Source organism: Streptococcus mitis, from assembly GCF_003942865.1.
Taxonomy (GTDB): Bacteria; Bacillota; Bacilli; order Lactobacillales; family Streptococcaceae; genus Streptococcus; species Streptococcus mitis_BI.
The window spans coordinates 1-23324 of the sequence record NZ_RJNZ01000010.1; the positions used below are offsets into that span (position 1 = coordinate 1).

The following is a 23324-nucleotide window of genomic DNA, read 5'->3' on the forward strand; positions in this document are numbered from 1 at the left end:
TTCCAGAGATAAATTAAATCTTCATGTAATTTATATTTGTAGTTTACAAGAAAGTATATTAGAAAATATTGAAAGTATTTTTGATGATATTAAATATATAAACACAAACTAATTTTTATTAGAATTAGAGAGGTTGGGTAAAAAATCTTTAAAATCAATAAAACGTATAGTATAAGGTATTAAAAAAACTAGATATTAGAGTGACTACATTAGTAGCTTAAAAACATGATTAAACCGCTATTTTTAGGATTAGCGGTTTTTCTTTTTGTTTAATACTCTTTGAAAATCAAATTCAAACCACGTCAGCTTCGCCTTGCCGTACTCAAGTACAGCCTGCGGCTCGCTTCCTAGTTTGCTCTTTGATTTTCATTGAGTATAAAAAGGGTCAAGTAAGTATAGTAAATTGAAATAAATGTGTACAAATCGATTAGGAAAGTCAAATTAATTTCTAGAAATATGTTAGAAATTGGTTTGAATTCCGCAATCAATTTATCCAGGTTTTATTTCATTTAATTAGAATTTCCCAACCGTTTAACTCAACCTAAAAATCCCCAATCGTAGCGATTGAGGATTAAGCAAATGAATCTTAAACAATACCTTGTGCGATCATAGCATTTGCTACATTTTCAAAGGCAGCAATGTTTGCTCCTGCAAGGTAGTCTTTATCAAGACCGTATGTTTCTGAAGTTGTTTTAGCTGTGTTGAAGATGTTTGTCATGATGTCTTTGAGACGTCCATCAACTTCTTCACGAGTCCATGAGAGGCGAAGGCTATTTTGGCTCATTTCAAGAGCTGAAACGGCTACACCACCAGCGTTGGCAGCTTTGGCAGGTCCGTAGAAGATACCATTTTCTTTGTAAACTTTGATGGCATCAAGGTCGCTTGGCATGTTGGCACCTTCAGATACACAGATCACGCCTTGAGCAACTAAGCGTTTAGCAGCTTCACCGTTGATTTCGTTTTGAGTAGCACATGGAAGCGCAATGTCATAGTTTCCAGCGTAAGTCCATACAGAACCTTCGTGATATGCTGCAGTTGCTTTTTCAGCAGCATACTCAGTCAAACGAGCGCGACGTTTTTCTTTAACGTCAACCAAAAGATCGAAGTCGATACCATTTTCATCGATGACATAACCATTTGAGTCAGATACAGAGATAACAGTGGCACCAAGTTCAGTTGCTTTTTGAAGAGCGTATTGAGCAACGTTACCAGAACCTGAAATAACAACTTTCTTACCAGCAAAGCTGTTACCGTTAGCTTTGAGCATTTCTTCAGTGTAGTAAACCAAACCGTAACCAGTTGCTTCTGGACGAATCAAGCTACCACCAAATCCAAGAGGTTTACCAGTCAAGACACCAGCATCAAATTGGTTAAGGCGTTTGTATTGACCGTAAAGGTAACCAATCTCACGTCCACCAACACCGATATCACCAGCAGGTACGTCAAGTGATGGTCCGATGTGTTTTTGCAATTCAGTCATGAAGCTTTGGCAGAAGCGCATCACTTCAGCATCTGTTTTACCTTTAGGATCGAAGTCTGATCCACCTTTACCTCCACCGATTGGAAGTCCAGTCAAGACGTTTTTAAAGATTTGTTCAAATCCGAGGAATTTCAAAATCCCTTGGTTTACAGTTGGGTGGAAACGAAGTCCGCCTTTGTATGGTCCAACAGCTGAGTTGAATTGAACACGGTAGCCACGGTTTACTTGAACTTTTCCATCACGGTCAACCCAAGGAACACGGAAAGAAATCACGCGTTCTGGCTCAGTAATACGTGCCAAGATATTTTCTTCAATGTACTCAGGGTGTTTTTCAAATACAGGTTCCAAAGTGTTGAAAAATTCTTCAACAGCTTGGAGGAATTCAGCCTCGTGCCCGTTACGAGCTTTTACAGTTTCAAACACGCTTTGGATATATTCTTTAGCAGATGTCATATCGTTCTCCTTTTGTTGTCATATTTTATTACATGAGTCATTATAGCAGAAATTTTTTTAACTGTAAAGAGAAAAACAAAAATTTTCTAAAAATTCTATCAATTCAGTTCCAGATTTCTCTTTAATTTATAAAATACGAACCTTTTTCTTGTAAATATCTTTCTCAAAAAGAAATTGTGAAAATATGGTATAATATTAGCAATAAAAGGAATCTGGAGGATCAGAATCATGGTATCAACGAAAACACAAATTGCTGGTTTTGAGTTTGACAATTGTTTGATGAATGCAGCAGGTGTGGCTTGTATGACGATAGAGGAGTTAGAAGGGGTTAAAAACTCAGCGGCAGGAACTTTTGTGACCAAGACAGCGACCTTGGACTTTCGTCAGGGAAATCCTGAGCCACGCTATCAAGATGTTCCCCTTGGTTCTATCAACTCTATGGGCTTGCCAAATAAGGGCTTAGACTATTATTTGGACTATCTTTTGGACTTGCAGGAAAAAGAGCCAAACCGAACTTTCTTCCTATCTCTAGTTGGAATGTCTCCAGAGGAAACCCATACTATCTTGAAAAAAGTCCAAGAGAGTGATTTTTGTGGTCTGACTGAGCTAAACCTATCCTGTCCAAATGTTCCAGGTAAACCTCAGATTGCCTATGATTTTGAGACAACAGACCGGATTTTGGCAGAGGTGTTTGCCTACTTCACCAAACCTCTTGGAATTAAATTGCCACCATATTTTGACATTGTTCACTTTGACCAAGCGGCAGCTATTTTCAACAAGTACCCACTCAAGTTTGTCAACTGTGTTAATTCTATCGGAAACGGCCTTTATATAGAAGACGAGTCGGTCGTAATTCGTCCTAAAAATGGTTTTGGGGGCATTGGTGGGGAGTATATCAAACCGACTGCTTTAGCTAATGTTCATGCCTTCTACCAACGTCTCAATCCTCAAATCCAAATCATCGGAACAGGTGGAGTTCTGACTGGTCGTGATGCCTTTGAACACATCCTCTGTGGTGCCAGTATGGTACAGGTGGGAACCACCCTTCATAAAGAAGGCGTCGGTGCTTTTGACCGTATTACCAATGAACTGAAAGCAATCATGGCGGAAAAAGGGTACGAGAGTCTAGAAGATTTCCGTGGGAAATTGCACTATATTGATTAAATGAACCAAAAAATCAGAAGAAAGGAGAGAAGATGCTAGCTATTGAAGAAAGCCAGAAGTTGACTTTATCAAATTTACCGAGTCTGAGCCTATTTACAGGGACAGATCAGGGTCAGTTTGAAGTGATGAAGAGTCAAGTGTTGAAACAGATTGGTTATGATTCTGCCGACCTCAACTTTGCCTACTTTGATATGAAAGAAGCAGTTTACAAGGATGTGGAACTGGAGTTGGTCAGTCTTCCTTTCTTTGCGGATGAGAAAATCGTGATATTGGATCATTTTGTTGATGTCACGACTGCTAAAAAGCGCTTTTTAACAGATGATGAGCTCAAGTCATTTGAGGCATACCTTGATAATCCTTCACCAACAACCAAGTTGTTAATCTTTGCAGAAGGAAAAATGGATAGCAAAAGGCGGTTGGTTAAATTACTGAAGCGTGATGCCAAGGTCTTTGATGCAGTAGAAGCCAAAGAACAAGAATTGCGTCAGTATTTCCAAAAGTGGAGTCAGAAACAAGGTCTGCAGTTTGCCAATCATTCTTTTGAAAATCTCCTCATCAAGTCTGGTTTTCAATTTAGCGAAATCCAGAAAAATCTGCTCTTTTTACAGTCCTATAAGGAAGACTCTGTTATCGAGGAAGAGGATATTGTTAACGCAATTCCCAAGACCTTGCAGGACAATATTTTTGATTTAACTCAGTTTATTCTGACTAAAAAGATGGACCAGGCGCGCGATTTGGTTAGAGACTTGACCTTGCAAGGAGAAGATGAAATCAAGTTGATTGCAGTCATGCTGGGACAATTTCGGACTTTTACTCAGGTGAAAATTTTGGCGGAGTCTGGGCAAACAGAATCGCAGATTGCAAGTAGTTTAGGTAGTTTTCTCGGACGCAATCCCAATCCCTATCAGATTAAGTTTGCGCTGAGAGATGCGCGAGGACTTTCCTTGAGCTTTTTGAAGCAAGCTATTTCTTATTTGATTGAGACAGACTATCAGATTAAAACAGGTCTTTATGAAAAGAGTTTCCTTTTTGAAAAGGCACTCTTACAGATTGCTAGTCAGGTCAATTGACATTTTTTTGAAACTACAACCCGCGTCAATATTATTTTGTCGTGGGTTTCTTGCTGATTTGCTTATTTTATACTCAATGAAAATCAAAGAGCAAACTAGGAAACTAGCCGCAGGTTGCTCAAAGCACTGCTTTGAGGTTGTAGATAAGACTGACGAAGTCAGCTCAAAACACTGTTTTGAGGTTGTGGATAGAACTGACGAAGTCAGTAATCATACGTACGGCAAGGCGACGTTGACGCGGTTTGAAGAGATTTTCGAATTGTATTATTAGAAAGTATCTCAGTGATTTCCTTATCTATAAGCAAAAAACTTGAAAAAAGTGAATGTTTGCGTTATCATTTTCATATAGAAAGAAAAAGAGGTATTACAGATGGCTATTATCTTACCAGATCTTCCATATGCATACGACGCTTTGGAACCATACATCGATGCGGAAACAATGCACTTGCACCATGACAAACACCATCAAACTTATGTCAACAATGCCAATGCAGCTCTTGAAAAACACCCTGAAATCGGTGAAGATCTTGAAGCCTTGCTTGCTGATGTAGAATCTATTCCAGCTGATATCCGTCAAGCACTTATCAACAATGGTGGTGGACACTTGAACCACGCTCTTTTCTGGGAATTGATGACTCCTGAGAAAACAGCTCCATCAGCAGAACTTGCAGCAGCAATCGATGCAACATTTGGTTCATTTGAAGAATTCCAAGCAGCCTTCACTGCAGCCGCAACAACTCGTTTCGGTTCAGGATGGGCATGGTTGGTTGTCAACAAAGAAGGGAAGCTTGAAGTGACTTCAACAGCAAACCAAGACACACCAATCTCAGAAGGCAAAAAACCAATCTTGGGCTTGGACGTTTGGGAACATGCTTACTACGTAAAATACCGCAACGTGCGTCCTGACTACATCAAAGCTTTCTTCTCAGTAATCAACTGGAACAAAGTAGATGAATTGTACGCAGCTGCTAAATAATGATAGTTGGAGGGAAGAATTGTTCTTCTCTTTTTAAGGTTATATTATTTTGGTCTGACAAAATCGTCAGACTTTTTTCATTTTTATGAGAAACGTGCTAACTGCTAGAAATTATGGTAGAATAAAGTATTAAGTAATCGTGAAAAAAGGATATCTATGCGAAAAGAAATTGCACCTGAATTATACAACTATAACAAGTTTCCTGGACCTGAGTTCCATTTACACGGGGACAAGGTTGAAACGGAAGGGATAGCTTTTTCCTTGGTGGAAAATATCAAGGATGCCTTTGATGTGACGGCTTTTAATCAGCGCTTTTCAGAAGTCTTAACCAAGTTTGATTATATTGTGGGGGACTGGAGTAATGAACAGCTTCGCCTACGAGGTTTTTATAAGGATGATCGAACAGAAGAAAAACTTGAAAAAATCAGTCGTTTACAAGACTATCTTTTAGAGTATTGTAGTTATGGTTGTGCCTATTTTGTCTTAGAAAATGAAGCCCCTAAGCGAGCATCATTTGACAAGAAAATGCGTAAGAAGGAAGAAGAAACACCTTCTAGAAAAGGAAAGAAGCCTACTCAAACAAAACGAAAACCGAATGCAGATAAGAAAAATAGACGTCGTCAGAAAGACAAGCATTCTCAGAAAGAGGACAAGGGACAACGTCATTTTGTCATTCGTCAGAAGTGAGTAGAGAATAAGGAGAAGAAATGAAACCGTCAATTTATAGTTTAACACGTCAAACCATGCAGGAATGGGTTTTGGAGCAGGGAGAAAAGAAATTCCGTGCAGATCAAATCTGGGAATGGCTTTACCGTAAACGTATCCAGTCATTTGAAGAGATGACCAACCTTTCCAAGGATTTGATTGCTAAGCTTAATGACCAGTTTGTGGTCAATCCCTTGAAACAGCGAATCGTGCAAGAATCTGCTGATGGGACAGTTAAATATCTTTTTGAATTGCCAGATGGTATGTTGATTGAGACAGTACTCATGCGTCAACACTATGGTTTGTCAGTTTGTGTGACCACTCAGGTCGGCTGTAATATCGGTTGTACCTTCTGTGCTTCCGGTTTGATTAAGAAACAACGTGACCTCAATAATGGGGAAATCGTAGCGCAAATCATGCTGGTTCAGAAATACTTTGATGAACGTGGTCAGGATGAACGCGTCAGCCATATCGTTGTCATGGGAATCGGTGAGCCCTTTGATAACTATAACAATGTCTTGAATTTCATCCGTACTATCAACGATGACAAGGGAATGGCTATCGGTGCTCGTCACATTACGGTTTCAACCTCAGGTTTGGCCCATAAAATTCGTGATTTTGCTAATGAAGGAGTTCAGGTCAATCTTGCCGTTTCCCTTCACGCACCTAACAATGAATTGCGTTCAAGCATCATGAAGATTAACCGTGCCTTTCCGATTGAAAAACTCTTTGCTGCTATTGAGTACTACATCGAAACAACCAATCGTCGTGTGACCTTTGAATACATCATGCTTAATGAAGTTAATGATGGTGTAGAACAAGCCTTGGAATTGGCTGAATTGCTCAAGAACATCAAGAAATTGTCTTATGTAAACTTGATTCCTTATAACCCGGTTAGTGAGCATGACCAATATAGCCGTAGTCCCAAAGAGCGCGTGTTGGCTTTCTATGATACGCTTAAGAAAAAAGGGGTCAACTGTGTGGTTCGTCAAGAGCATGGTACAGATATTGATGCAGCTTGTGGACAATTGCGTTCTAATACAATGAAACGTGACCGCCAGAAAGCAGTCGCAGCAGTCAATCCTTAATGATGAAGAAGACTTATAATCATGTTTTGGTCTGGGGAGTCATTTTCTATAGTATTTGTATCGTTTACTTTTGCTTTACTCCTCAAGAACATTCTCCCGTGGGGGTGGAAACTCCAGGTATTCAGCATCTTGGACGCCTGGTTTTTCTTTTGACTCCCTTCAATTCTCTCTGGAAACTGGGTGAAGTGAGTGACATAGGACAATTATGTTGGCTTTTTCTACAAAATTTCCTCAATGTCTTCTTGCTTTTTCCTCTGATTTTCCAACTCCTTTATCTCCTTCCAAACTTGCGGAAAACAAAAAAGGTCCTTCTTTTTAGTTTTCTAGTGAGTCTTGGAATCGAGTGTACGCAGTTAGTCTTGGACTTTTTCTTTGATTTTAATCGCGTCTTTGAGATTGATGATTTGTGGACCAATACCTTGGGTGGCTATCTGGCTTGGCTCCTCTATAACCGATTACATAAAACAAGATAAGGAATTAAAATGAGTATTTTAGAAGTTAAAAACCTGAGTCACGGTTTTGGTGACCGTGCAATTTTTGAAGATGTGTCCTTCCGTCTCCTCAAGGGAGAACATATCGGCCTAGTCGGTGCCAATGGTGAAGGAAAATCAACCTTTATGAGTATCGTGACTGGTAAAATGCTGCCAGATGAAGGGAAGGTTGAGTGGTCCAAATATGTGACTGCCGGTTACTTGGATCAGCACTCCGTCCTTGCTGAAGGGCAGTCGGTACGTGATGTGCTCCGTACGGCCTTTGATGAGCTATTCAAAGCTGAAACCCGTATCAATGACCTCTATATGGAAATGGCTGAAGACGGTGCGGATGTTGATGCTCTCATGGAAGAAGTTGGCGAACTCCAAGACCGTTTGGAGAGTCGTGATTTCTATACCTTGGATGCTAAGATTGATGAAGTAGCGCGTGCCCTTGGTGTTATGGACTTTGGCATGGATACAGATGTAACCTCTTTGTCAGGTGGGCAAAGAACCAAGGTACTTTTGGCTAAACTCCTCCTTGAAAAGCCTGATATCTTGCTTTTGGACGAGCCGACAAACTACTTGGATGCTGAGCATATTGATTGGCTCAAGCGCTATCTCCAAAACTATGAGAATGCCTTTGTCCTTATTTCACACGATATTCCATTCCTAAATGACGTTATCAATATTGTCTACCATGTGGAAAATCAACAGCTGACGCGTTATTCTGGTGACTACTACCAGTTCCAAGAAGTCTATGCTATGAAGAAATCTCAGCTAGAGGCAGCCTACGAACGTCAGCAGAAAGAGATTGCCGACCTTAAAGATTTTGTCGCACGAAACAAAGCGCGTGTTGCAACACGAAATATGGCCATGTCTCGTCAAAAGAAATTGGATAAGATGGATATTATCGAGTTGCAAAGTGAGAAACCAAAGCCATCCTTTGATTTCAAACCAGCTCGTACACCTGGGCGCTTTATCTTCCAAGCCAAGGATTTGCAGATTGGTTATGACCGTCCTCTGACCAAGCCTTTAAATCTTACCTTTGAACGCAATCAAAAGGTTGCTATTATCGGGGCAAATGGTATTGGGAAAACAACTCTCTTGAAGTCTCTCTTGGGAATTATCCCGCCTATTGCTGGGGAAGTGGAGCGCGGTGACTACCTAGAACTCGGTTATTTTGAACAGGAAGTAGAAGGCGGTAATCGCCAAACACCACTAGAGGCTGTTTGGAATGCATTTCCAGCTCTCAACCAAGCAGAAGTTCGTGCAGCCCTTGCTCGTTGTGGTTTGACAACTAAGCATATCGAAAGCCAAATTCAGGTCTTGTCAGGTGGGGAACAAGCAAAAGTGCGTTTCTGTCTCTTGATGAATCGTGAAAACAACGTTTTAGTGCTGGACGAGCCGACCAACCATTTGGATGTGGATGCCAAGGATGAACTCAAACGCGCTCTTAAAGAATACAAAGGGTCTATCCTTATGGTCTGTCACGAACCAGACTTCTATGAAGGCTGGATGGACCAAATCTGGGATTTTAATAATCTAACTTAAAAATGAAGATAAAAGAAATACAGTACCGAATGTGGATACTGTATTTTTTGGTTTTTAAGATTTAAAATCGTAGTCTTTCACCACTTCGATGCTGTCGATTGTGATAGTAGTAGTTGGCTTGTCTTTTTCATCTTTTTCGGCTTTAGCAATTTTATCTACAACATCCATACCGTCAATGACTTGGCCAAAGACTGGGTGTTTGCCATCTAGACTAGGATTTCCACCTTCTTTGTAGGCTTCGATGATTTTCTTTGGATACTTGCTTGTAGGGAGTTTAGCAGAGGTATCTGTGGAGTTTTGGTCGATGAAGAACTGGCTACCATTGGTGTTTGGTTGACCAGTATTTGCCATCGCAAGAGCCCCACGGATGTTATAGAGATAAGGAGTGATCTCGTTTTTGAAACCAGTTCCCTTGTCTTTTGTCTTATCCTTGTCATGCCAGATAGACTGACCACCTGTACCGTCTCCCTTTGGATCGCCAGTTTGGACCATAAAGCCATCGATGACACGGTGGAAGGTAATGCCGTTATAGTAGCCTTCTTTAGCATGAGTGAGGAAGTTTTCAACTGCTAGAGGAGCCAGTTTAGGAAAGAGTTTAATGCGGATATCGCCTTGACTTGTGTGGAGAATTACTTCGGCTTCATCTTCAGCAACTTCCTTAGAAAGTTGAGGGAAATTGGCATTCTCATTTGTTAAAGCATCGTTTAAATCCTTGGCAGATTGAGCAGCTGCTTTAGAGCTTTCTTCAGCAGCAAGACTGGAATCCACATAATCATCACCACGCAGACTGCGTTGGATGCTGCTACATCCAGCTAGGGCTACAGTGGACAGTAAAAGAAGGGTTGCTAGTTTTTTCATTCTGTTCCTCTCAAAAATTCATTTCTACCATTGTACCCTAAAAGGAAGGGGATTTCAAATATTAGTGACAAGACAGTTTAAGAGGAAGCCAACCAGAAAGTAGCTTGTTTAGGGGCATCAATGCCATAAGTATACTCAAAGTATTTTGGGAACCAGATCTTAAGAAAGCTCGTAAAGCATCACAATTAGTAAACGTTAATTCGAAAGAATTACTATATTTTTAAAGAGCACATTTTCAAAGGATTTTTTCTTTTGGTTTCAATTCCTAATTAATCAATGAACTTAATATTAAGTCTCGAAAAGAATTATGCTTCCTCTTGCTGTCTGAGTTCAAAGAGGTCTTCTACTTTCAGATTAAAAACTTGAGCAATTTTAAGAGCCATTTCCAGAGAAGGATTGTAACGGTTATTTTCCAAGTGCAGAATTGTCTCGCGTCGCATGCCGATGAGGTCGGCTAACTCCTGCTGGGTCATGCCTGTAGACTCACGAACAGATTTAAGATTAGTAATAATCTTGCTTTCTTTGGCCATGCTTATCCTCTCCGTTCCAAGATAAGATAGACAACCGCAAAGATGCAAATCAAGGCAGCTATGCTAATAAATATTTGTCCCATGTAAAGAGTGAGAGCCCCCGTATACCCAATGATAACTGCTAGGATCAACAGTGCGCCTAGTATAAAAACAAACATCAAGCTAGTTGCCTTTGCTAAATTAGCATAAAAGCGTTCGTCCGGAGTTTCCTTGACATTTTTCAAACAGAAAAAAACAAATAAAATCACTTCAATAACGAGGCCAATTTCCAAAATCCATTCTTTAATACCAGAACTTACGCTTGGGGTCGCAACCCAAATCCCTACTGTATAAAAAATGCTTGCTGCAAAAAAAAGTATCGTGTAAAGCTTAGCAGACAAGTCAAAAATAGTCTTTCCCTTACCTTTCTGACTCTTATGTAGCCAGCTACAAATAGCTACAATTTGACCTGACACTGAAATACCAGTAATAACTAACTTGGGTCCCCAACTAAGATTAGAACCAAATAAAACAATAAAATCAATAAAGAGAGCTACGGCAATCATTGCAATGAGGCCACGCATTTTTTGACTTTTTTTCATGATAGACTCCTTTTTTGTGTTATAAATATATAACATTTAAATTTTATGTTATAAATATATCACACTTAAATTTAGAAAGCAAGAATTTTATGTGTCAATGTGGTAATTATTTGAAAAAATTTTTTAATAAAAGCCCTTGATAGTCAAACAACTAAAGAAATCTTTGAAGCAATGCATCGGATGAGATGAAGGGTTTGACTTGGTGGTCTTTATAAAATGTTTCTAAAATAGTATTCACGGATAGCCTCTTTCAAACTTTTATTTTCTATTCTAACAAATTTCTAAAAGCTTTAAAAATTTTATAGTCTGTCAAGTTTTTTTCTTGACACCTGTCAGGAATCTGATATAATAGAACATGTGCTAAATAGCTCAGCTATTTCACCGAAATAAAAAATAAGAAAAGAGACTTTAAAAATGGCAGTTAAAATCCGTTTGACTCGTATGGGTTCTAAGAAAAAACCTTTCTACCGTATCAACGTAGCAGATTCACGTTCACCACGTGACGGACGTTTCATCGAAACAGTTGGAACTTACAACCCACTTGTTGCTGAAAATCAAGTAACTTTGAAAGAAGATCGCGTTCTTGCATGGTTGGCTGATGGAGCTCAACCTTCAGATACAGTTCGCAACATCCTTTCAAAAGAAGGCGTATTGAAGAAATTCCACGATTCTAAATTCTCAAAATAAGTTTAAAGTAGGTTGACAGATGGATACGATTGAAAATCTCATTATTGCGATTGTGAAACCCTTGATTTCACAACCAGATGCCTTAACTATCAAGATTGAAGATACACCAGAATTCTTGGAATATCATTTGGATCTTGATCAAAGCGATGTGGGTCGTGTAATCGGTCGTAAGGGTCGCACTATTTCTGCGATAAGAACGATTGTCTACTCTGTCCCAACTGAAGACAAAAAAGTAAGAATCGTTATTGACGAAAAATAAGAAAGGCGGGACAAATGTCTCGCTTTTTTGCGAGGAGCAGGATATGAAAGATTTAAGGTTTAGATAATTACAAGACTACTTACTTGAGCATTACCAGCAATCTCGAACTGAGGAAAGTCTCTTTATCAAGTTAGTAGAGGAAGTCGGAGAAGTAGCTGAGGTTTTGAATGGTCGTTCTGGTAGAAAAGAGGGGGTTCAGGATTCTAACGAGGAACTTACTAAAGAACGTAGCCGATATTCTTCACCATGCTCTTGTAATCGTGGCTATCAAGCATATTGACCTAACTAGAACCATCTTTGAGAAAGATAAGACTGCAGCCATCAAGTACCAACATGAACGTGATTTGGAAGGATTTTTGAAGGTGAAGGAGAATTGATGTCTTCTTCCTCCAACTTGAGAAAATCCTTGGAACATGATAAAATAAAGGACAAGGATTTTTAATAATTCATTATATAGAATGAGTGGATTTCTTTATGAAGAGGTTTGAAGTATCTACAGAAATTGGTAGTCTCGCTGTTACTTATCAAAAACAAAAGAAAATGCTAGTTTGTTTAAGTGGCGCAGGTTTGCTACCAAGTTATGAAAATTTTTCACTTATACTTGAAAAACTTCCTCCTACAATTGGTTATTTGACAATTGATTTTCCGAACACAGGTAGGAGTCCGATTCATGACCAAGCTGGAAAAAATCTAGATAATCTTGCAGATGCGGTTTATGAAGTACTTGAAGAATTAGGGATTTCTGAATATATACTTTGTGTACATAGTTTGAGTGGAATTTTAGCTTGTAAATTGCTCAATAAACCAATTAAGTGTCAGGCTTTAGTAGCAATTGAACCGACAACTAAAAACGTCATGTTTGCTGATTTTTCAGAAAATCTTTATCCAGAAATGGAAGAGCAGATGAGGCTGATTGAGGAGTGTGGTCCTGAACTTTATTTTAAGAACTTAACTCAAGCCACATTTAGCCCTGAAACTAATAAAGAAATCTGGGAATTAATGCAAGAAAAAGGTTCAGAGTTGGAAAATCAAGATACAGGATTTCAGATATCTGGAGAGATTACTGAGGAAGATTTTGAGAATGTATCGATAGAATCTCATGTCCCTGTATTTATCTTTTGTCAGCCTTATAGAGAAAAAGAGTACAGAGAATCAGAATATTGGACTTCCAATACTAAACTCATTTTAGGAGGGAATCACCATTATTTACAATGGTCAGAATCAGAAAAAATTGCGACTATTATTCAAAAGTTGTCAGAATAAGATGGAAAGAAGGAGAGTACAGGAGACAAGATGAACTACTTTAATGTTGGGAAAATCGTCAATACGCAGGGCTTGCAGGGTGAGATGCGAGTCTTGTCTGTGACGGATTTTGCAGAAGAACGGTTTAAAAAAGGTACTGAGCTGGCCTTGTTTGATGAAAAAGATCAGTTTGTTCAAACAGTGACCATCGCTAGTCACCGTAAACAGAAGAACTTTGACATTATTAAATTCAAAGATATGTACCATATCAATGCTATTGAAAAATACAAGGGATACAGTCTCAAGGTTGCTGAGGAAGATTTAAATGACCTAGACGATGGTGAATTTTATTATCATGAGATTATCGGTTTGGAAGTTTATGAGGGTGATAACTTGATTGGAACCATCAAGGAAATCTTGCAACCAGGTGCCAACGATGTTTGGGTGGTCAAGCGAAAAGGTAAACGTGACTTGCTCTTGCCTTATATCCCACCAGTGGTTCTCAATGTTGATATTCCAAATAAACGGGTCGATGTGGAAATCTTAGAAGGGTTAGACGATGAAGATTGATATTTTAACCCTTTTTCCAGAGATGTTTTCTCCGCTAGAGCACTCAATCGTTGGAAAGGCACGTGAAAAAGGACTCTTGGATATCCAGTATCATAATTTTCGAGAATCTGCTGAAAAGGCCCGCCATGTTGACGATGAGCCCTACGGAGGCGGTCAGGGGATGTTGCTCCGAGCGCAACCTATTTTCGATGCCTTTGATGCTATTGAAAAGAAAAATCCGCGCGTCATTCTCCTCGATCCTGCTGGAAAGCGGTTCGATCAGGCTTATGCTGAGGATTTGGCTCAAGAAGAGGAACTGATCTTTATCTGTGGGCACTATGAGGGTTATGATGAGCGAATTAAGACCTTGGTGACAGATGAGATCTCCCTGGGCGACTATGTCTTGACTGGTGGTGAGTTAGCGGCCATGACTATGATTGATGCGACGGTTCGCCTGATTCCAGAAGTGATTGGCAAGGAGACTAGCCACCAAGATGATAGTTTTTCTTCAGGCCTTCTTGAATATCCTCAGTACACACGTCCCTATGATTATCGAGGCATGGTTGTCCCAGATGTACTGATGAGCGGGCACCATGAAAAGATTCGTCAGTGGCGATTGTATGAGAGTTTGAAGAAAACTTATGAGCGCAGACCGGATTTGCTTGAACATTATCAACTGACAGCAGAAGAAGAAAAAATGCTGGCAGAAATCAAAGAAAACAAAGAATAGAGGAGATATCTATGCAAGTAATCAAACGTGATGGTGAAATTGCTGAATTTAATCCAGATAAGATTTACCAAGCTATCTTAAAGGCAGCCCAGACTGTCTATGTATTGACAGATGATTTACGTCAAAACCTTGCACAAGTCACTAAGAAAGTGGTTTTGGATTTGGAAGAAGCCAAGGTAGAACGCGCCACTATCAGCATGATTCAGTCTATGGTTGAACATCGTTTGCTGGGTGCAGGTTACATTACCATTGCAGAACACTACATTTCCTATCGTCTACAACGTGACTTGGAAAGAAGTGGTTATGGAGACCATATCGCTGTTCATTTACATTTTGAACAAATTCGCTAAGAAAAAGAGTGGGATGAAGCAATTACATCTCACTCTTTCTTAAATCTATTTTTTTGGGCTGTTTGGACGGTTGAAGGGACAAATCGTAGGCGTTGAATATCGCTTATGCGGATAATACGGGTTACATTTTTTGCAAAATTTTTCACGATAATTTGCTGGCGTTGCTGATCGTATTTGATGATGTCACCTGTAAAGCTTGCCTCAGACAAGATAAGGTGAACAGCAGTTTGTTTCTGGATAGCCTCTTCAATAGTAGCCGTAAGGGAGTTGCTTTCAGTATGGTCAGGTTGGTCATGTCCATTTAAAAAATCATGTATTTTATCTAGAACTTGCTGGAATTTATGTCTCATATTAGCCTCCCTTCTTTTATATCAATATTATATAAAATTTTCCTAAAATCTACAAGATTTTACGAATAATCAAATGAAAGCTAAAAAAGGAGAAGAAAATGGCAGAATTTACATTTGAAATTGAAGAGCACTTGTTGACTCTTTCTGAAAACGAAAAAGGTTGGACTAAGGAAATCAACCGTGTGAGCTTTAATGGTGCCCCTGCAAAGTTTGATATTCGTGCTTGGAGTCCAGACCATACTAAAATGGGCAAAGGGATTACTCTCTCCAATGAAGAATTTCAAACGATGGTGGATGCTTTTAAAGGAAACTAATACTCTTCGAAAATCTCTTCAAACTGCGTCAACGTCGCCTTGACGTATGTGTATGGTTACTGACTTCGTCAGTTCTATCCACAACCTCAAAACAATGTTTTGAGCTGATTTCGTCAGTTTCATCTACAACCTCAAAGCAGTGCTTTGAGCAACCTGCGGCTAGCTTCCTAGTTTGCTCTTTGATTTTCATTGAGTATAAGTTTTCACAATAAAAGAAAAGGATATTGAGTTATGACAACTCGATATCCCTTTTTAGTTAGCGAAGTAAGCTTGATTTTTAAGGCGTTGAAGTAATGGACGGCTAATAAAACTAATAGCAATAATTTTACCAAGATCTGGGATGATAAAGGGAAATACCCCCACAACAAGAGCTTTTTCAAATGGCATTCCAGCTAGGAAATGTAATCCAATGATCCCACCAACAAAAACAAGTGTATCTCCCAAGAGATTTGCTAGAAAAATTTTGACAAAACCACTATCGCTGTTAGTTAGAGAAGAGGTAAGTCCAGAATAAACAAGATAAAACCAAAGATAGCCTGCAGTAGGACCAATCAAAGCATGAAATCCAGCTCCACCTCCTGCAAAGACAGGAAGACCGATGGCACCTAGAAGAAGATAGAGTCCAACAGAAAGTACAGCCTCTCTCGGTCTAAAGACAGTAGCAATCAAGCCGATTGCAAAGTTCTGCAGAGTGAAGGGAACAGGTCCAATTGGAAGACTGATTTGTGCCAAAACAGCAATGAGAGCAGCCCCAATAGCAGGGATAGCATAAACGTGAGCTTTTTTCAAAATAGTTAACCTCTTTTCTTATGTATAGTAACTATTATACTTGATTTAATATCATTGTCAACCTATTTTTATAACAAAGGTAACAAGAAACTGTAACGGCCGATTTTCCTGACTGGGTAAGTTGTTTGCATCGATTCGAAAATCATTAAAAAAGAAGCAGATACATTTGTATCAACTTCTTTTGTTTCGATTAACGCATGGTTACAAATTCTTCGGATGCAGTTGGGTGAATCGCCACAGTTGCATCAAAGTCTGCCTTGGTTGCTCCCATTTTGATAGCAACAGCAAATCCTTGAATCATTTCATCAACACCGTATCCAATTCCATGAAGTCCGACAACTTTTTCATCAGAACCAGCTGTGATCAATTTGAAACGAGTTTCTTGACGGTTGCAAGTGCAAGCAGAGTACATAGAAGTAAAGCTTGATTTGTAAACTTTGATTTGGTCTTGACCGTATTCTTTAATAGCTTGCTCTTCGGTCAATCCAACCGTTCCAATAGCAGGGTGTGAAAAGACAACGGTTGGAATAGTTGAGTAGTCCATTTTAGCAGTTGTTTTGCCGTTAAAGAGACGTTCAGATAAAGTACGTCCAGCCTTGATAGCAACTGGAGTTAGTTCTTTTTCGCCTGTTACATCACCTAGAGCGTAAATTCCTTCAACAACCGTATTTTGGTATTCATCCACTTGGATAAAGCCACGTTCGTTCAGAGTTACTCCAGCTTTTTCAAGTTGCAAGCCCTTAACGTTTGGACGGCGACCTGTAGCCCAGATAACTTGGCTAGCTGTGTGACTAGTACCATCTTCAAAATGAATGGTAATGCCTTCAGCAGTTTTTTCTAACTTGACAGGGACTTTGTGAGTATGAAGTGGTAAGTTTGTTCTTTCCATTTCCTTAACCAAACCTTCAACGATGTAAGAATCAAAACCACGTAAAGGACGATCGCGGCGAACAAAGAGGTCTGTCTTGACACCAAAAGTGTGGAGTACGCCAGCCAATTCAACGGCGATATAACCAGCACCTAGAATTGCAACTGATTCTGGAAGTTCTTCCCAGGCAAATACATCATCAGAAGAGCCACCTAGTTCAGCACCAGGAATGTTTGGAATACTTGGATGGGCACCAGTAGCAATCACGATATGTTTAGCACGAATCAGTTCACCATTTACGCTGACAGTATGAGAATCTACAAATTCAGCATGGCCTTCAATCAGGTCTACGCCGTTGCGTTTAAAACTGCCATCATAAGAAGAACGAGCGCGATCGATGTAAGCTTCACGATTGCGACGTAGGGTTGCAAAGTCAAAGTTAAGATCAGTAGTCTTAAAGCCGTAGTCTTCTCCAAATTGATGGAAAGTCTCAGCGATTTGCGCTCCGTACCACATAATTTTTTTAGGAACACAGCCGACATTGACACAGGTTCCACCTAATTTCTTTTCCTCAATAACAGCCGCTTTGGCCCCATGTTCACCAGCACGGTTCATGGTAGCAATTCCTCCACTACCTCCACCGATAGCAATGATATCATATTCTCTCATTTAAAACTCCTTTATACTCTTTTAAATAGTAGAGTGTCATTTTTTGATAGTCATATTCTATCTTTTTTTTGAATTGATTGCAAAAATCTGCTACGTTTAAAAAAATTAAGAAAAATGCTTGCTAAAAAGAAAAATAAAGTGTATTATATAACTAGTACAATAATAGAAAATGATTTCCGAACGATAATCAAATCTTGAAATGTCATTATTTCGTTCTGAAATGTCATTATTTCGTTCTGAAATGTTATTGTATCGAATTGGTAATTTTTGTATAATATTGTTAAGGACTTTAAATCAAAAAAGGAGTTTCATTATGAAAAAAAATCGTAAAGCTAAAAAGTGGCAATTATATGCAGCAATTGGTGCGGCAAGTGTAGTTGTATTGGGGGCTGGGGGGATTTTGCTCTTTAGACAACCATCTCAGACCGCTGTAAAAGATGAGGCTACTCATCTTGTTGTTGCTAAAGAAGGAAGCGTGGCATCTTCTGTCTTATTGTCAGGGACAGTAACAGCAAAAAATGAACAATATGTTTATTTTGATGCTAGTAAGGGAGACTTAGATGAAATTCTTGTTTCTGTGGGTGATAAGGTCAGCGAAGGACAGGCTTTAGTTAAGTACAGTAGTTCAGAAGCCCAGGCGGCCTATGATTCAGCGAGTCGAGCAGTTGCTAAGGCAGATCGTCATATCAATGAACTCAATCAAGCACGAAATGAAGCTGCTTCAGCTCCCCAGTTACCAGTACCAGCAGGAGGCGAAGGAGCTGCAGCCCAAACTCCAGCTCCAGTCTCAGGAAATTCAGTGTCATCTATTGATGCACAATTAGGTGATGCTCGTGATGCTCGTGCAGATGCAGCAGCGCAATTAAGCAAGGCTCAAAGTCAGTTGGATGCAATGACGGTTCTCAGTACCCTAGAGGGAACTGTGGTCGAAGTCAACCGTAATGTTTCTAAATCTCCAACTGGAGCTAGCCAAGTAGTCGTTCATGTCGTAAGTAATGAAAACTTGCAAGTTAAGGGTGAACTGTCTGAATATAACCTCGCCAACCTATCTGTAGGTCAAGAAGTAACCTTTACTTCTAAAGTTTACCAAGATAAGAGCTGGACTGGTAAGATTAGCTATATCTCTGATTACCCTAAAAACAATGGCGAAGCAGCAAGTACAGCTGCCGCAGCTGCTGGTAATTCTGGCTCTAAATATCCATATACCATCGATGTTACAAGTGAAATCGGTGATTTGAAACAAGGATTCTCAGTAAGTGTTGAGGTCAAGAATAAGAGTAAAGCCATTTTGGTTCCTCTAACAAGTGTTGTGACTGAAAATGATAAGAACTATGTCTGGGTGCTTGACGAGCAGAAAAAGGCCAAGAAAGTGGAAGTTGGTTTGGGCAATGCTGATGCAGACAACCAAGAAATCACTTCAGGTCTGACAAATGGAGTCAAGGTCATCAGTAACCCAACGTCTTCTCTAGAGGAAGGAAAAGAGGTGAAGGCTGATGAAGCAACTAATTAGTCTAAAAAATATCTGCAGAAGCTATCGGAATGGTGACCAAGAACTGCAGGTTCTCAAAAATATCAACCTAGAAGTGAATGAGGGTGAATTCGTTGCCATCATGGGACCATCTGGTTCTGGTAAGTCTACTCTCATGAATACGATTGGCATGTTGGATACACCAACTAGTGGAGAGTATTATCTTGAAGGTCAAGAAGTGGCTGGACTTGGTGAAAAACAACTAGCCAAGGTCCGTAACCAACAAATCGGTTTTGTCTTTCAGCAGTTCTTTCTTCTATCCAAACTTAATGCTCTGCAAAATGTAGAATTACCCTTGATTTACGCAGGAGTTTCGGCTTCAAAACGGCGCAGGTTAGCTGAGGAATATCTAGATAAGGTTGAATTGACAGAACGAAGTCACCATTTGCCTTCTGAATTATCTGGTGGTCAAAAGCAACGTGTAGCTATCGCGCGTGCCTTGGTAAACAATCCTTCTATTATTCTAGCGGACGAACCGACAGGAGCCTTGGATACCAAAACAGGTAACCAAATCATGCAACTATTGGTTGACTTGAACAAAGAAGGAAAAACCATTATCATGGTAACGCATGAGCCTGAGATCGCTGCTTATGCCAAACGCCAGATTGTCATTCGAGATGGAGTTATTTCATCTGATAGTGCGCAGTTAGAAAAGGAGGAAAACTAAGATGCAGAATCTGAAATTTGCCTTTTCATCTATCATGGCACATAAGATGCGCTCTTTTCTTACTATGATTGGGATTATCATTGGTGTTTCATCAGTTGTTGTGATTATGGCTCTGGGGGATTCCATGTCTCGTCAGGTCAATAAAAACATGACCAAGTCACAGAAGAATATTCATGTCTTTTTCTCGCCTATTAAAAGTAAAGACGGTTCTTTTACCCAAAAACAATCGGCTTTGACAGTTTCTGGGAAAGAAGAGGAAGTTCCTGTTGAACCACCAAAACCACAAGAGTCTTGGGTCAGGGAGGCGGCTAAACTGAAGGGGGTAGATAGTTACTATGTAACCAACTCAACGAATACCACCTTATCTTATAAAGATAAAAAAGTGGAGCGCGCTAGCTTGACGGGTGGGAATATTACCTACATGAAGGCGGTTGAAAATGAAATTGTTGCAGGCCGAAGTCTTATAGCTCAGGATTATAAAGATGTGGCCAGTGTCATTTTACTAGACCAAGAACTTGCTAATAGTCTGTTTGGATCTGCTCAAGAAGCTGTTAACCAGGTTATAGATGTTGGTGGCTTTAGCTATCGTGTCATTGGTGTCTATACCAGCGATGAGGCCAAGACTGCCAAGACTTTTGGTATTGGTGGACTTCCGATTACGACTAATATTTCTCTTGCCAACAACTTCAATATGGATGAGATTTCTGATATTGTCTTCCGGGTTAATGATACCAGTTTGACACCAACTGTGGGACCAGAATTAGCTAGAAAATTGACCGAAATTGCTGGTATTCAGCAAGGGGAGTATCAGGTGGCAGATGCGACTGCAGCCTTCCAAGAAGTACAACAATTGTTCGGCTTTATAACTACGATTATTAGTGCCATTGCAGGAATTTCCCTTTTTGTTGGGGGGACTGGTGTTATGAACATCATGCTGGTTTCGGTGACAGAGCGTACTCGTGAGATTGGTCTCCGTAAGGCTTTGGGTGCGACACGTGCCAATATTTTAATCCAGTTTTTGATTGAATCCATGATTTTGACCTTGCTTGGTGGAGTTATTGGTCTAACCATTGCGACAGGCTTAACAGCTATAGCTGGTCTACTTTTGCAAGGATTGATAGCGGGTATAGAAGTGGGAGTATCAATCCCAGTTGCCCTATTTAGTCTTGCAGTTTCGGCTAGCGTGGGTATGATTTTTGGAGTTTTGCCAGCCAACAAGGCATCGAAACTTGATCCAATTGAAGCCCTTCGTTATGAATAGAATAAACAAGATGGACACTCGTCTATCTTGTTTTTGTATGGATTTCCCTATCGAAAATCATTAAAAATGTGATATAATGAAGTGTTAGAAAAACAGGTTTCATTTGCCTGGAAAGGAAAAATTATGTCTGAAAAGAATTTTTATATTACAACGCCGATTTACTATCCATCTGGTAAACTTCATATCGGATCTGCCTACACAACTATCGCATGTGATGTCTTAGCACGTTACAAACGCCTGATGGGCTACGATGTCTTTTATCTGACTGGTCTTGATGAGCATGGTCAGAAAATCCAGCAGAAAGCAGAAGAAGCTGGAATTACACCTCAAGCCTATGTTGATGGGATGGCAGTTGGAGTCAAAGAACTCTGGCAATTACTCGATATCTCATACGATAAGTTTATTCGCACAACTGATGACTACCATGAAAAAGTAGTGGCGCAAGTCTTTGAACGCTTGCTGGCTCAAGATGATATTTACTTGGGTGAATACTCTGGTTGGTATTCAGTTTCAGATGAGGAATTCTTTACAGAAAGCCAGCTTGCAGAAGTTTTCCGTGATGAAGCTGGAAATGTGACTGGTGGTATCGCTCCATCAGATCACGAAGTGGAATGGGTATCTGAAGAGTCTTATTTCCTTCGTCTTAGCAAGTACCAAGATCGTTTGGTCGAATTTTTCAAGTCTCATCCTGAATTTATCACTCCAGATGGTCGTCTGAATGAAATGCTTCGCAACTTCATCGAGCCAGGTTTAGAGGATTTGGCAGTTTCTCGTACAACCTTTACATGGGGTGTGCCAGTGCCATCTAATCCAAAACACGTTGTCTATGTTTGGATTGATGCCCTTCTTAACTATGCGACAGCACTTGGATACGGTCAAGATGAACATGGTAACTTTGACAAATTCTGGAATGGAACAGTCTTCCACATGGTAGGAAAAGACATCCTTCGTTTCCACTCAATCTACTGGCCAATCCTTCTTATGATGTTAGATATCAAATTGCCAGATCGTTTGATTGCTCACGGTTGGTTCGTCATGAAAGACGGCAAAATGTCTAAGTCTAAAGGAAATGTCGTTTACCCTGAAATGTTGGTAGAGCGTTATGGACTAGATCCACTTCGTTACTACCTCATGCGTAGCCTTCCAGTTGGTTCAGACGGAACCTTCACTCCAGAAGATTATGTAGGTCGTATCAACTACGAATTGGCCAATGACCTTGGAAACCTCCTCAACCGTACGGTTTCTATGATTAATAAGTACTTTGACGGGCAAGTCCCTGCCTATGTAGAAGGTGTAACAGAGTTTGACCATGCTCTTGCTCAAGTAGCTGCTGAATCAATCGCTGACTACCATACACACATGGAAGCAGTTGACTACCCACGTGCACTTGAAGCAGTCTGGACCCTTATCTCTCGTACTAACAAATACATCGATGAGACCGCACCATGGGTCTTGGCCAAGGATGAAGCTCTCCGTGACCAATTAGCAAGTGTCATGAGTCACTTGGCAGCCAGTCTTCGTGTCGTAGCTCACTTGATTGAACCATTTATGATGGAAACTAGTCGTGCAGTTTTGACTCAACTTGGCTTGGAAGAAGTAGCAAGCCTTGAGAACTTGAGCTTGGCTGACTTCCCAGAAGATGTGACTGTAGTTGCCAAAGGAACACCAATCTTCCCACGTCTGGATATGGAAGAAGAAATCGCCTATATCAAGGAACAAATGGAAGGCAACAAACCAGCAGTCGAAAAAGAGTGGAACCCAGACGAAGTTGAACTCAAACTAAACAAGGAAGAAATCAAGTTTGAAGACTTTGACAAGGTCGAAATCCGTGTCGCAGAAGTCAAAGAAGTGTCTAAAGTAGAAGGTTCAGATAAGTTGCTTCAATTCCGCTTAGATGCTGGTGATGGAGAAGATCGTCAAATCCTCTCAGGGATTGCAAAATACTATCCAAATGAACAAGAATTGGTCGGCAAGAAAGTTCAAATCGTTGCCAATCTCAAACCACGTAAAATGATGAAGAAATATGTCAGCCAAGGTATGATCCTATCAGCTGAACATGATGGAAAATTAACCCTTCTCACAGTTGATACAGCTGTACCAAACGGAAGTGTGATTGGGTAAAAGTAAAAAAA

25 protein-coding genes and 1 pseudogene are annotated in these 23324 nt (G+C 40.0%); 19 read left to right on the top strand and 7 right to left on the bottom strand.

The window, feature by feature from the left end; genetic code table 11:
• Window positions 1-586: 586 nt before the first annotated feature.
• Complete coding sequence (gene gdhA / locus D8845_RS07215; protein ID WP_125452986.1) at window positions 587-1933, bottom strand: NADP-specific glutamate dehydrogenase; 1347 nt, start codon at window positions 1931-1933, stop codon at window positions 587-589.
• Between the two features lie 228 nt (window positions 1934-2161).
• On the opposite strand from gdhA, the gene D8845_RS07220 reads away from it, so the two are divergent.
• The 7 genes from D8845_RS07220 (at window position 2162) to D8845_RS07255 (ending at window position 8960) form a co-directional block, all read left to right on the top strand.
• Window positions 2162-3097: a dihydroorotate oxidase gene (locus tag D8845_RS07220; RefSeq protein ID WP_033688574.1), complete on the top strand. Its 936-nt coding sequence runs from the start codon at window positions 2162-2164 to the stop codon at window positions 3095-3097.
• Window positions 3098-3129: 32 nt separating this feature from the next.
• Window positions 3130-4167 carry a DNA polymerase III subunit delta gene (holA, locus tag D8845_RS07225; protein ID WP_125452987.1) on the top strand — a complete coding sequence of 346 codons (1038 nt, stop codon included), beginning with the start codon at window positions 3130-3132 and terminating at the stop codon, window positions 4165-4167.
• A gap of 370 nt (window positions 4168-4537) precedes the next feature.
• On the top strand, window positions 4538-5143 hold the full coding sequence (sodA, locus tag D8845_RS07235) for a superoxide dismutase SodA (protein ID WP_000974733.1): 606 nt from the start codon (window positions 4538-4540) through the stop codon (window positions 5141-5143).
• A 156-nt stretch (window positions 5144-5299) separates the two neighbouring features.
• Window positions 5300-5830: a YutD family protein gene (locus D8845_RS07240; protein WP_125452988.1), complete on the top strand. Its 531-nt coding sequence runs from the start codon at window positions 5300-5302 to the stop codon at window positions 5828-5830.
• Between the two features lie 20 nt (window positions 5831-5850).
• On the top strand, window positions 5851-6936 hold the full coding sequence (gene rlmN, locus D8845_RS07245; RefSeq protein WP_078352306.1) for a 23S rRNA (adenine(2503)-C(2))-methyltransferase RlmN: 1086 nt from the start codon (window positions 5851-5853) through the stop codon (window positions 6934-6936).
• The gene (locus D8845_RS07250; RefSeq protein ID WP_125452989.1) at window positions 6936-7409 is read left to right on the top strand and encodes a VanZ family protein; all 474 of its coding nucleotides are present in this window, start codon (window positions 6936-6938) and stop codon (window positions 7407-7409) included. The genes rlmN and D8845_RS07250 overlap by 1 nt, the downstream gene beginning before the upstream one ends.
• Before the next feature lie 9 nt (window positions 7410-7418).
• Window positions 7419-8960, top strand: coding sequence for an ABC-F family ATP-binding cassette domain-containing protein (locus D8845_RS07255; protein WP_125452990.1), 1542 nt, complete (start codon window positions 7419-7421; stop codon window positions 8958-8960).
• 54 nt (window positions 8961-9014) lie between these two features.
• Here D8845_RS07255 and D8845_RS07260 read toward each other — a convergent pair whose 3' ends face one another.
• From D8845_RS07260 to D8845_RS07270, 3 genes are all read right to left on the bottom strand, one after another.
• Window positions 9015-9818, bottom strand: coding sequence for a peptidylprolyl isomerase (locus D8845_RS07260; protein WP_125452991.1), 804 nt, complete (start codon window positions 9816-9818; stop codon window positions 9015-9017).
• A gap of 305 nt (window positions 9819-10123) precedes the next feature.
• Window positions 10124-10348, bottom strand: coding sequence for a helix-turn-helix transcriptional regulator (locus D8845_RS07265; RefSeq protein ID WP_049532384.1), 225 nt, complete (start codon window positions 10346-10348; stop codon window positions 10124-10126).
• A gap of 2 nt (window positions 10349-10350) precedes the next feature.
• Window positions 10351-10929: a DUF3796 domain-containing protein gene (locus D8845_RS07270; protein ID WP_125452992.1), complete on the bottom strand. Its 579-nt coding sequence runs from the start codon at window positions 10927-10929 to the stop codon at window positions 10351-10353.
• A gap of 414 nt (window positions 10930-11343) precedes the next feature.
• Between D8845_RS07270 and rpsP the strand changes: the two genes are divergently transcribed.
• The 7 genes and pseudogenes from rpsP to D8845_RS07305 all read left to right on the top strand — a co-directional run bounded on the left by rpsP (window position 11344) and on the right by D8845_RS07305 (window position 14746).
• The gene (gene rpsP, locus D8845_RS07275; protein WP_000268760.1) at window positions 11344-11616 is read left to right on the top strand and encodes a 30S ribosomal protein S16; all 273 of its coding nucleotides are present in this window, start codon (window positions 11344-11346) and stop codon (window positions 11614-11616) included.
• A 19-nt stretch (window positions 11617-11635) separates the two neighbouring features.
• On the top strand, window positions 11636-11875 hold the full coding sequence (gene kphA, locus D8845_RS07280; RefSeq protein ID WP_000379617.1) for an RNA-binding protein KphA: 240 nt from the start codon (window positions 11636-11638) through the stop codon (window positions 11873-11875).
• A 43-nt stretch (window positions 11876-11918) separates the two neighbouring features.
• Window positions 11919-12252, top strand: a pseudogene (locus D8845_RS07285) (MazG nucleotide pyrophosphohydrolase domain-containing protein).
• A gap of 97 nt (window positions 12253-12349) precedes the next feature.
• Entirely contained in the window at window positions 12350-13138 is a 789-nt protein-coding gene (locus D8845_RS07290) for an alpha/beta fold hydrolase (protein ID WP_125452993.1), read from the top strand.
• 30 nt (window positions 13139-13168) lie between these two features.
• Window positions 13169-13687 carry a ribosome maturation factor RimM gene (rimM, locus tag D8845_RS07295; protein WP_125452994.1) on the top strand — a complete coding sequence of 173 codons (519 nt, stop codon included), beginning with the start codon at window positions 13169-13171 and terminating at the stop codon, window positions 13685-13687.
• The gene (gene trmD / locus D8845_RS07300; protein ID WP_125452995.1) at window positions 13677-14396 is read left to right on the top strand and encodes a tRNA (guanosine(37)-N1)-methyltransferase TrmD; all 720 of its coding nucleotides are present in this window, start codon (window positions 13677-13679) and stop codon (window positions 14394-14396) included. The genes rimM and trmD overlap by 11 nt, the downstream gene beginning before the upstream one ends.
• Window positions 14397-14407: 11 nt before the next feature.
• Window positions 14408-14746, top strand: a complete 339-nt coding sequence (locus D8845_RS07305; RefSeq protein WP_001196040.1) for an ATP cone domain-containing protein — start codon at window positions 14408-14410, stop codon at window positions 14744-14746.
• A 29-nt stretch (window positions 14747-14775) separates the two neighbouring features.
• Here D8845_RS07305 and D8845_RS07310 read toward each other — a convergent pair whose 3' ends face one another.
• Entirely contained in the window at window positions 14776-15096 is a 321-nt protein-coding gene (locus D8845_RS07310) for a hypothetical protein (protein ID WP_060805622.1), read from the bottom strand.
• Window positions 15097-15194: 98 nt separating this feature from the next.
• Between D8845_RS07310 and D8845_RS07315 the strand changes: the two genes are divergently transcribed.
• Window positions 15195-15410: a YdbC family protein gene (locus D8845_RS07315; RefSeq protein ID WP_000807422.1), complete on the top strand. Its 216-nt coding sequence runs from the start codon at window positions 15195-15197 to the stop codon at window positions 15408-15410.
• Window positions 15411-15662: 252 nt separating this feature from the next.
• On the opposite strand, the gene D8845_RS07325 is transcribed toward D8845_RS07315, so the two are convergent.
• Together D8845_RS07325 and gor are read right to left on the bottom strand one after the other, a co-directional pair.
• Window positions 15663-16199: a biotin transporter BioY gene (locus tag D8845_RS07325; RefSeq protein ID WP_125452996.1), complete on the bottom strand. Its 537-nt coding sequence runs from the start codon at window positions 16197-16199 to the stop codon at window positions 15663-15665.
• Window positions 16200-16389: 190 nt separating this feature from the next.
• Window positions 16390-17736, bottom strand: coding sequence for a glutathione-disulfide reductase (gor, locus tag D8845_RS07330; protein ID WP_125452997.1), 1347 nt, complete (start codon window positions 17734-17736; stop codon window positions 16390-16392).
• Between the two features lie 310 nt (window positions 17737-18046).
• Between gor and D8845_RS07335 the strand changes: the two genes are divergently transcribed.
• From D8845_RS07335 to metG, 4 genes are all read left to right on the top strand, one after another.
• Window positions 18047-19246 carry an efflux RND transporter periplasmic adaptor subunit gene (locus D8845_RS07335; RefSeq protein ID WP_185757424.1) on the top strand — a complete coding sequence of 400 codons (1200 nt, stop codon included), beginning with the start codon at window positions 18047-18049 and terminating at the stop codon, window positions 19244-19246.
• Window positions 19230-19931: an ABC transporter ATP-binding protein gene (locus tag D8845_RS07340; protein WP_125452999.1), complete on the top strand. Its 702-nt coding sequence runs from the start codon at window positions 19230-19232 to the stop codon at window positions 19929-19931. Before D8845_RS07335 ends, D8845_RS07340 begins: the two co-directional genes overlap by 17 nt.
• A gap of 1 nt (window position 19932) precedes the next feature.
• A complete protein-coding gene (locus tag D8845_RS07345) occupies window positions 19933-21192 on the top strand; it encodes an ABC transporter permease (protein WP_125453000.1) in 1260 nt (419 codons plus the stop codon).
• Between the two features lie 123 nt (window positions 21193-21315).
• The gene (metG, locus tag D8845_RS07350) at window positions 21316-23313 is read left to right on the top strand and encodes a methionine--tRNA ligase (RefSeq protein WP_125453001.1); all 1998 of its coding nucleotides are present in this window, start codon (window positions 21316-21318) and stop codon (window positions 23311-23313) included.
• Window positions 23314-23324: the final 11 nt, after the last annotated feature.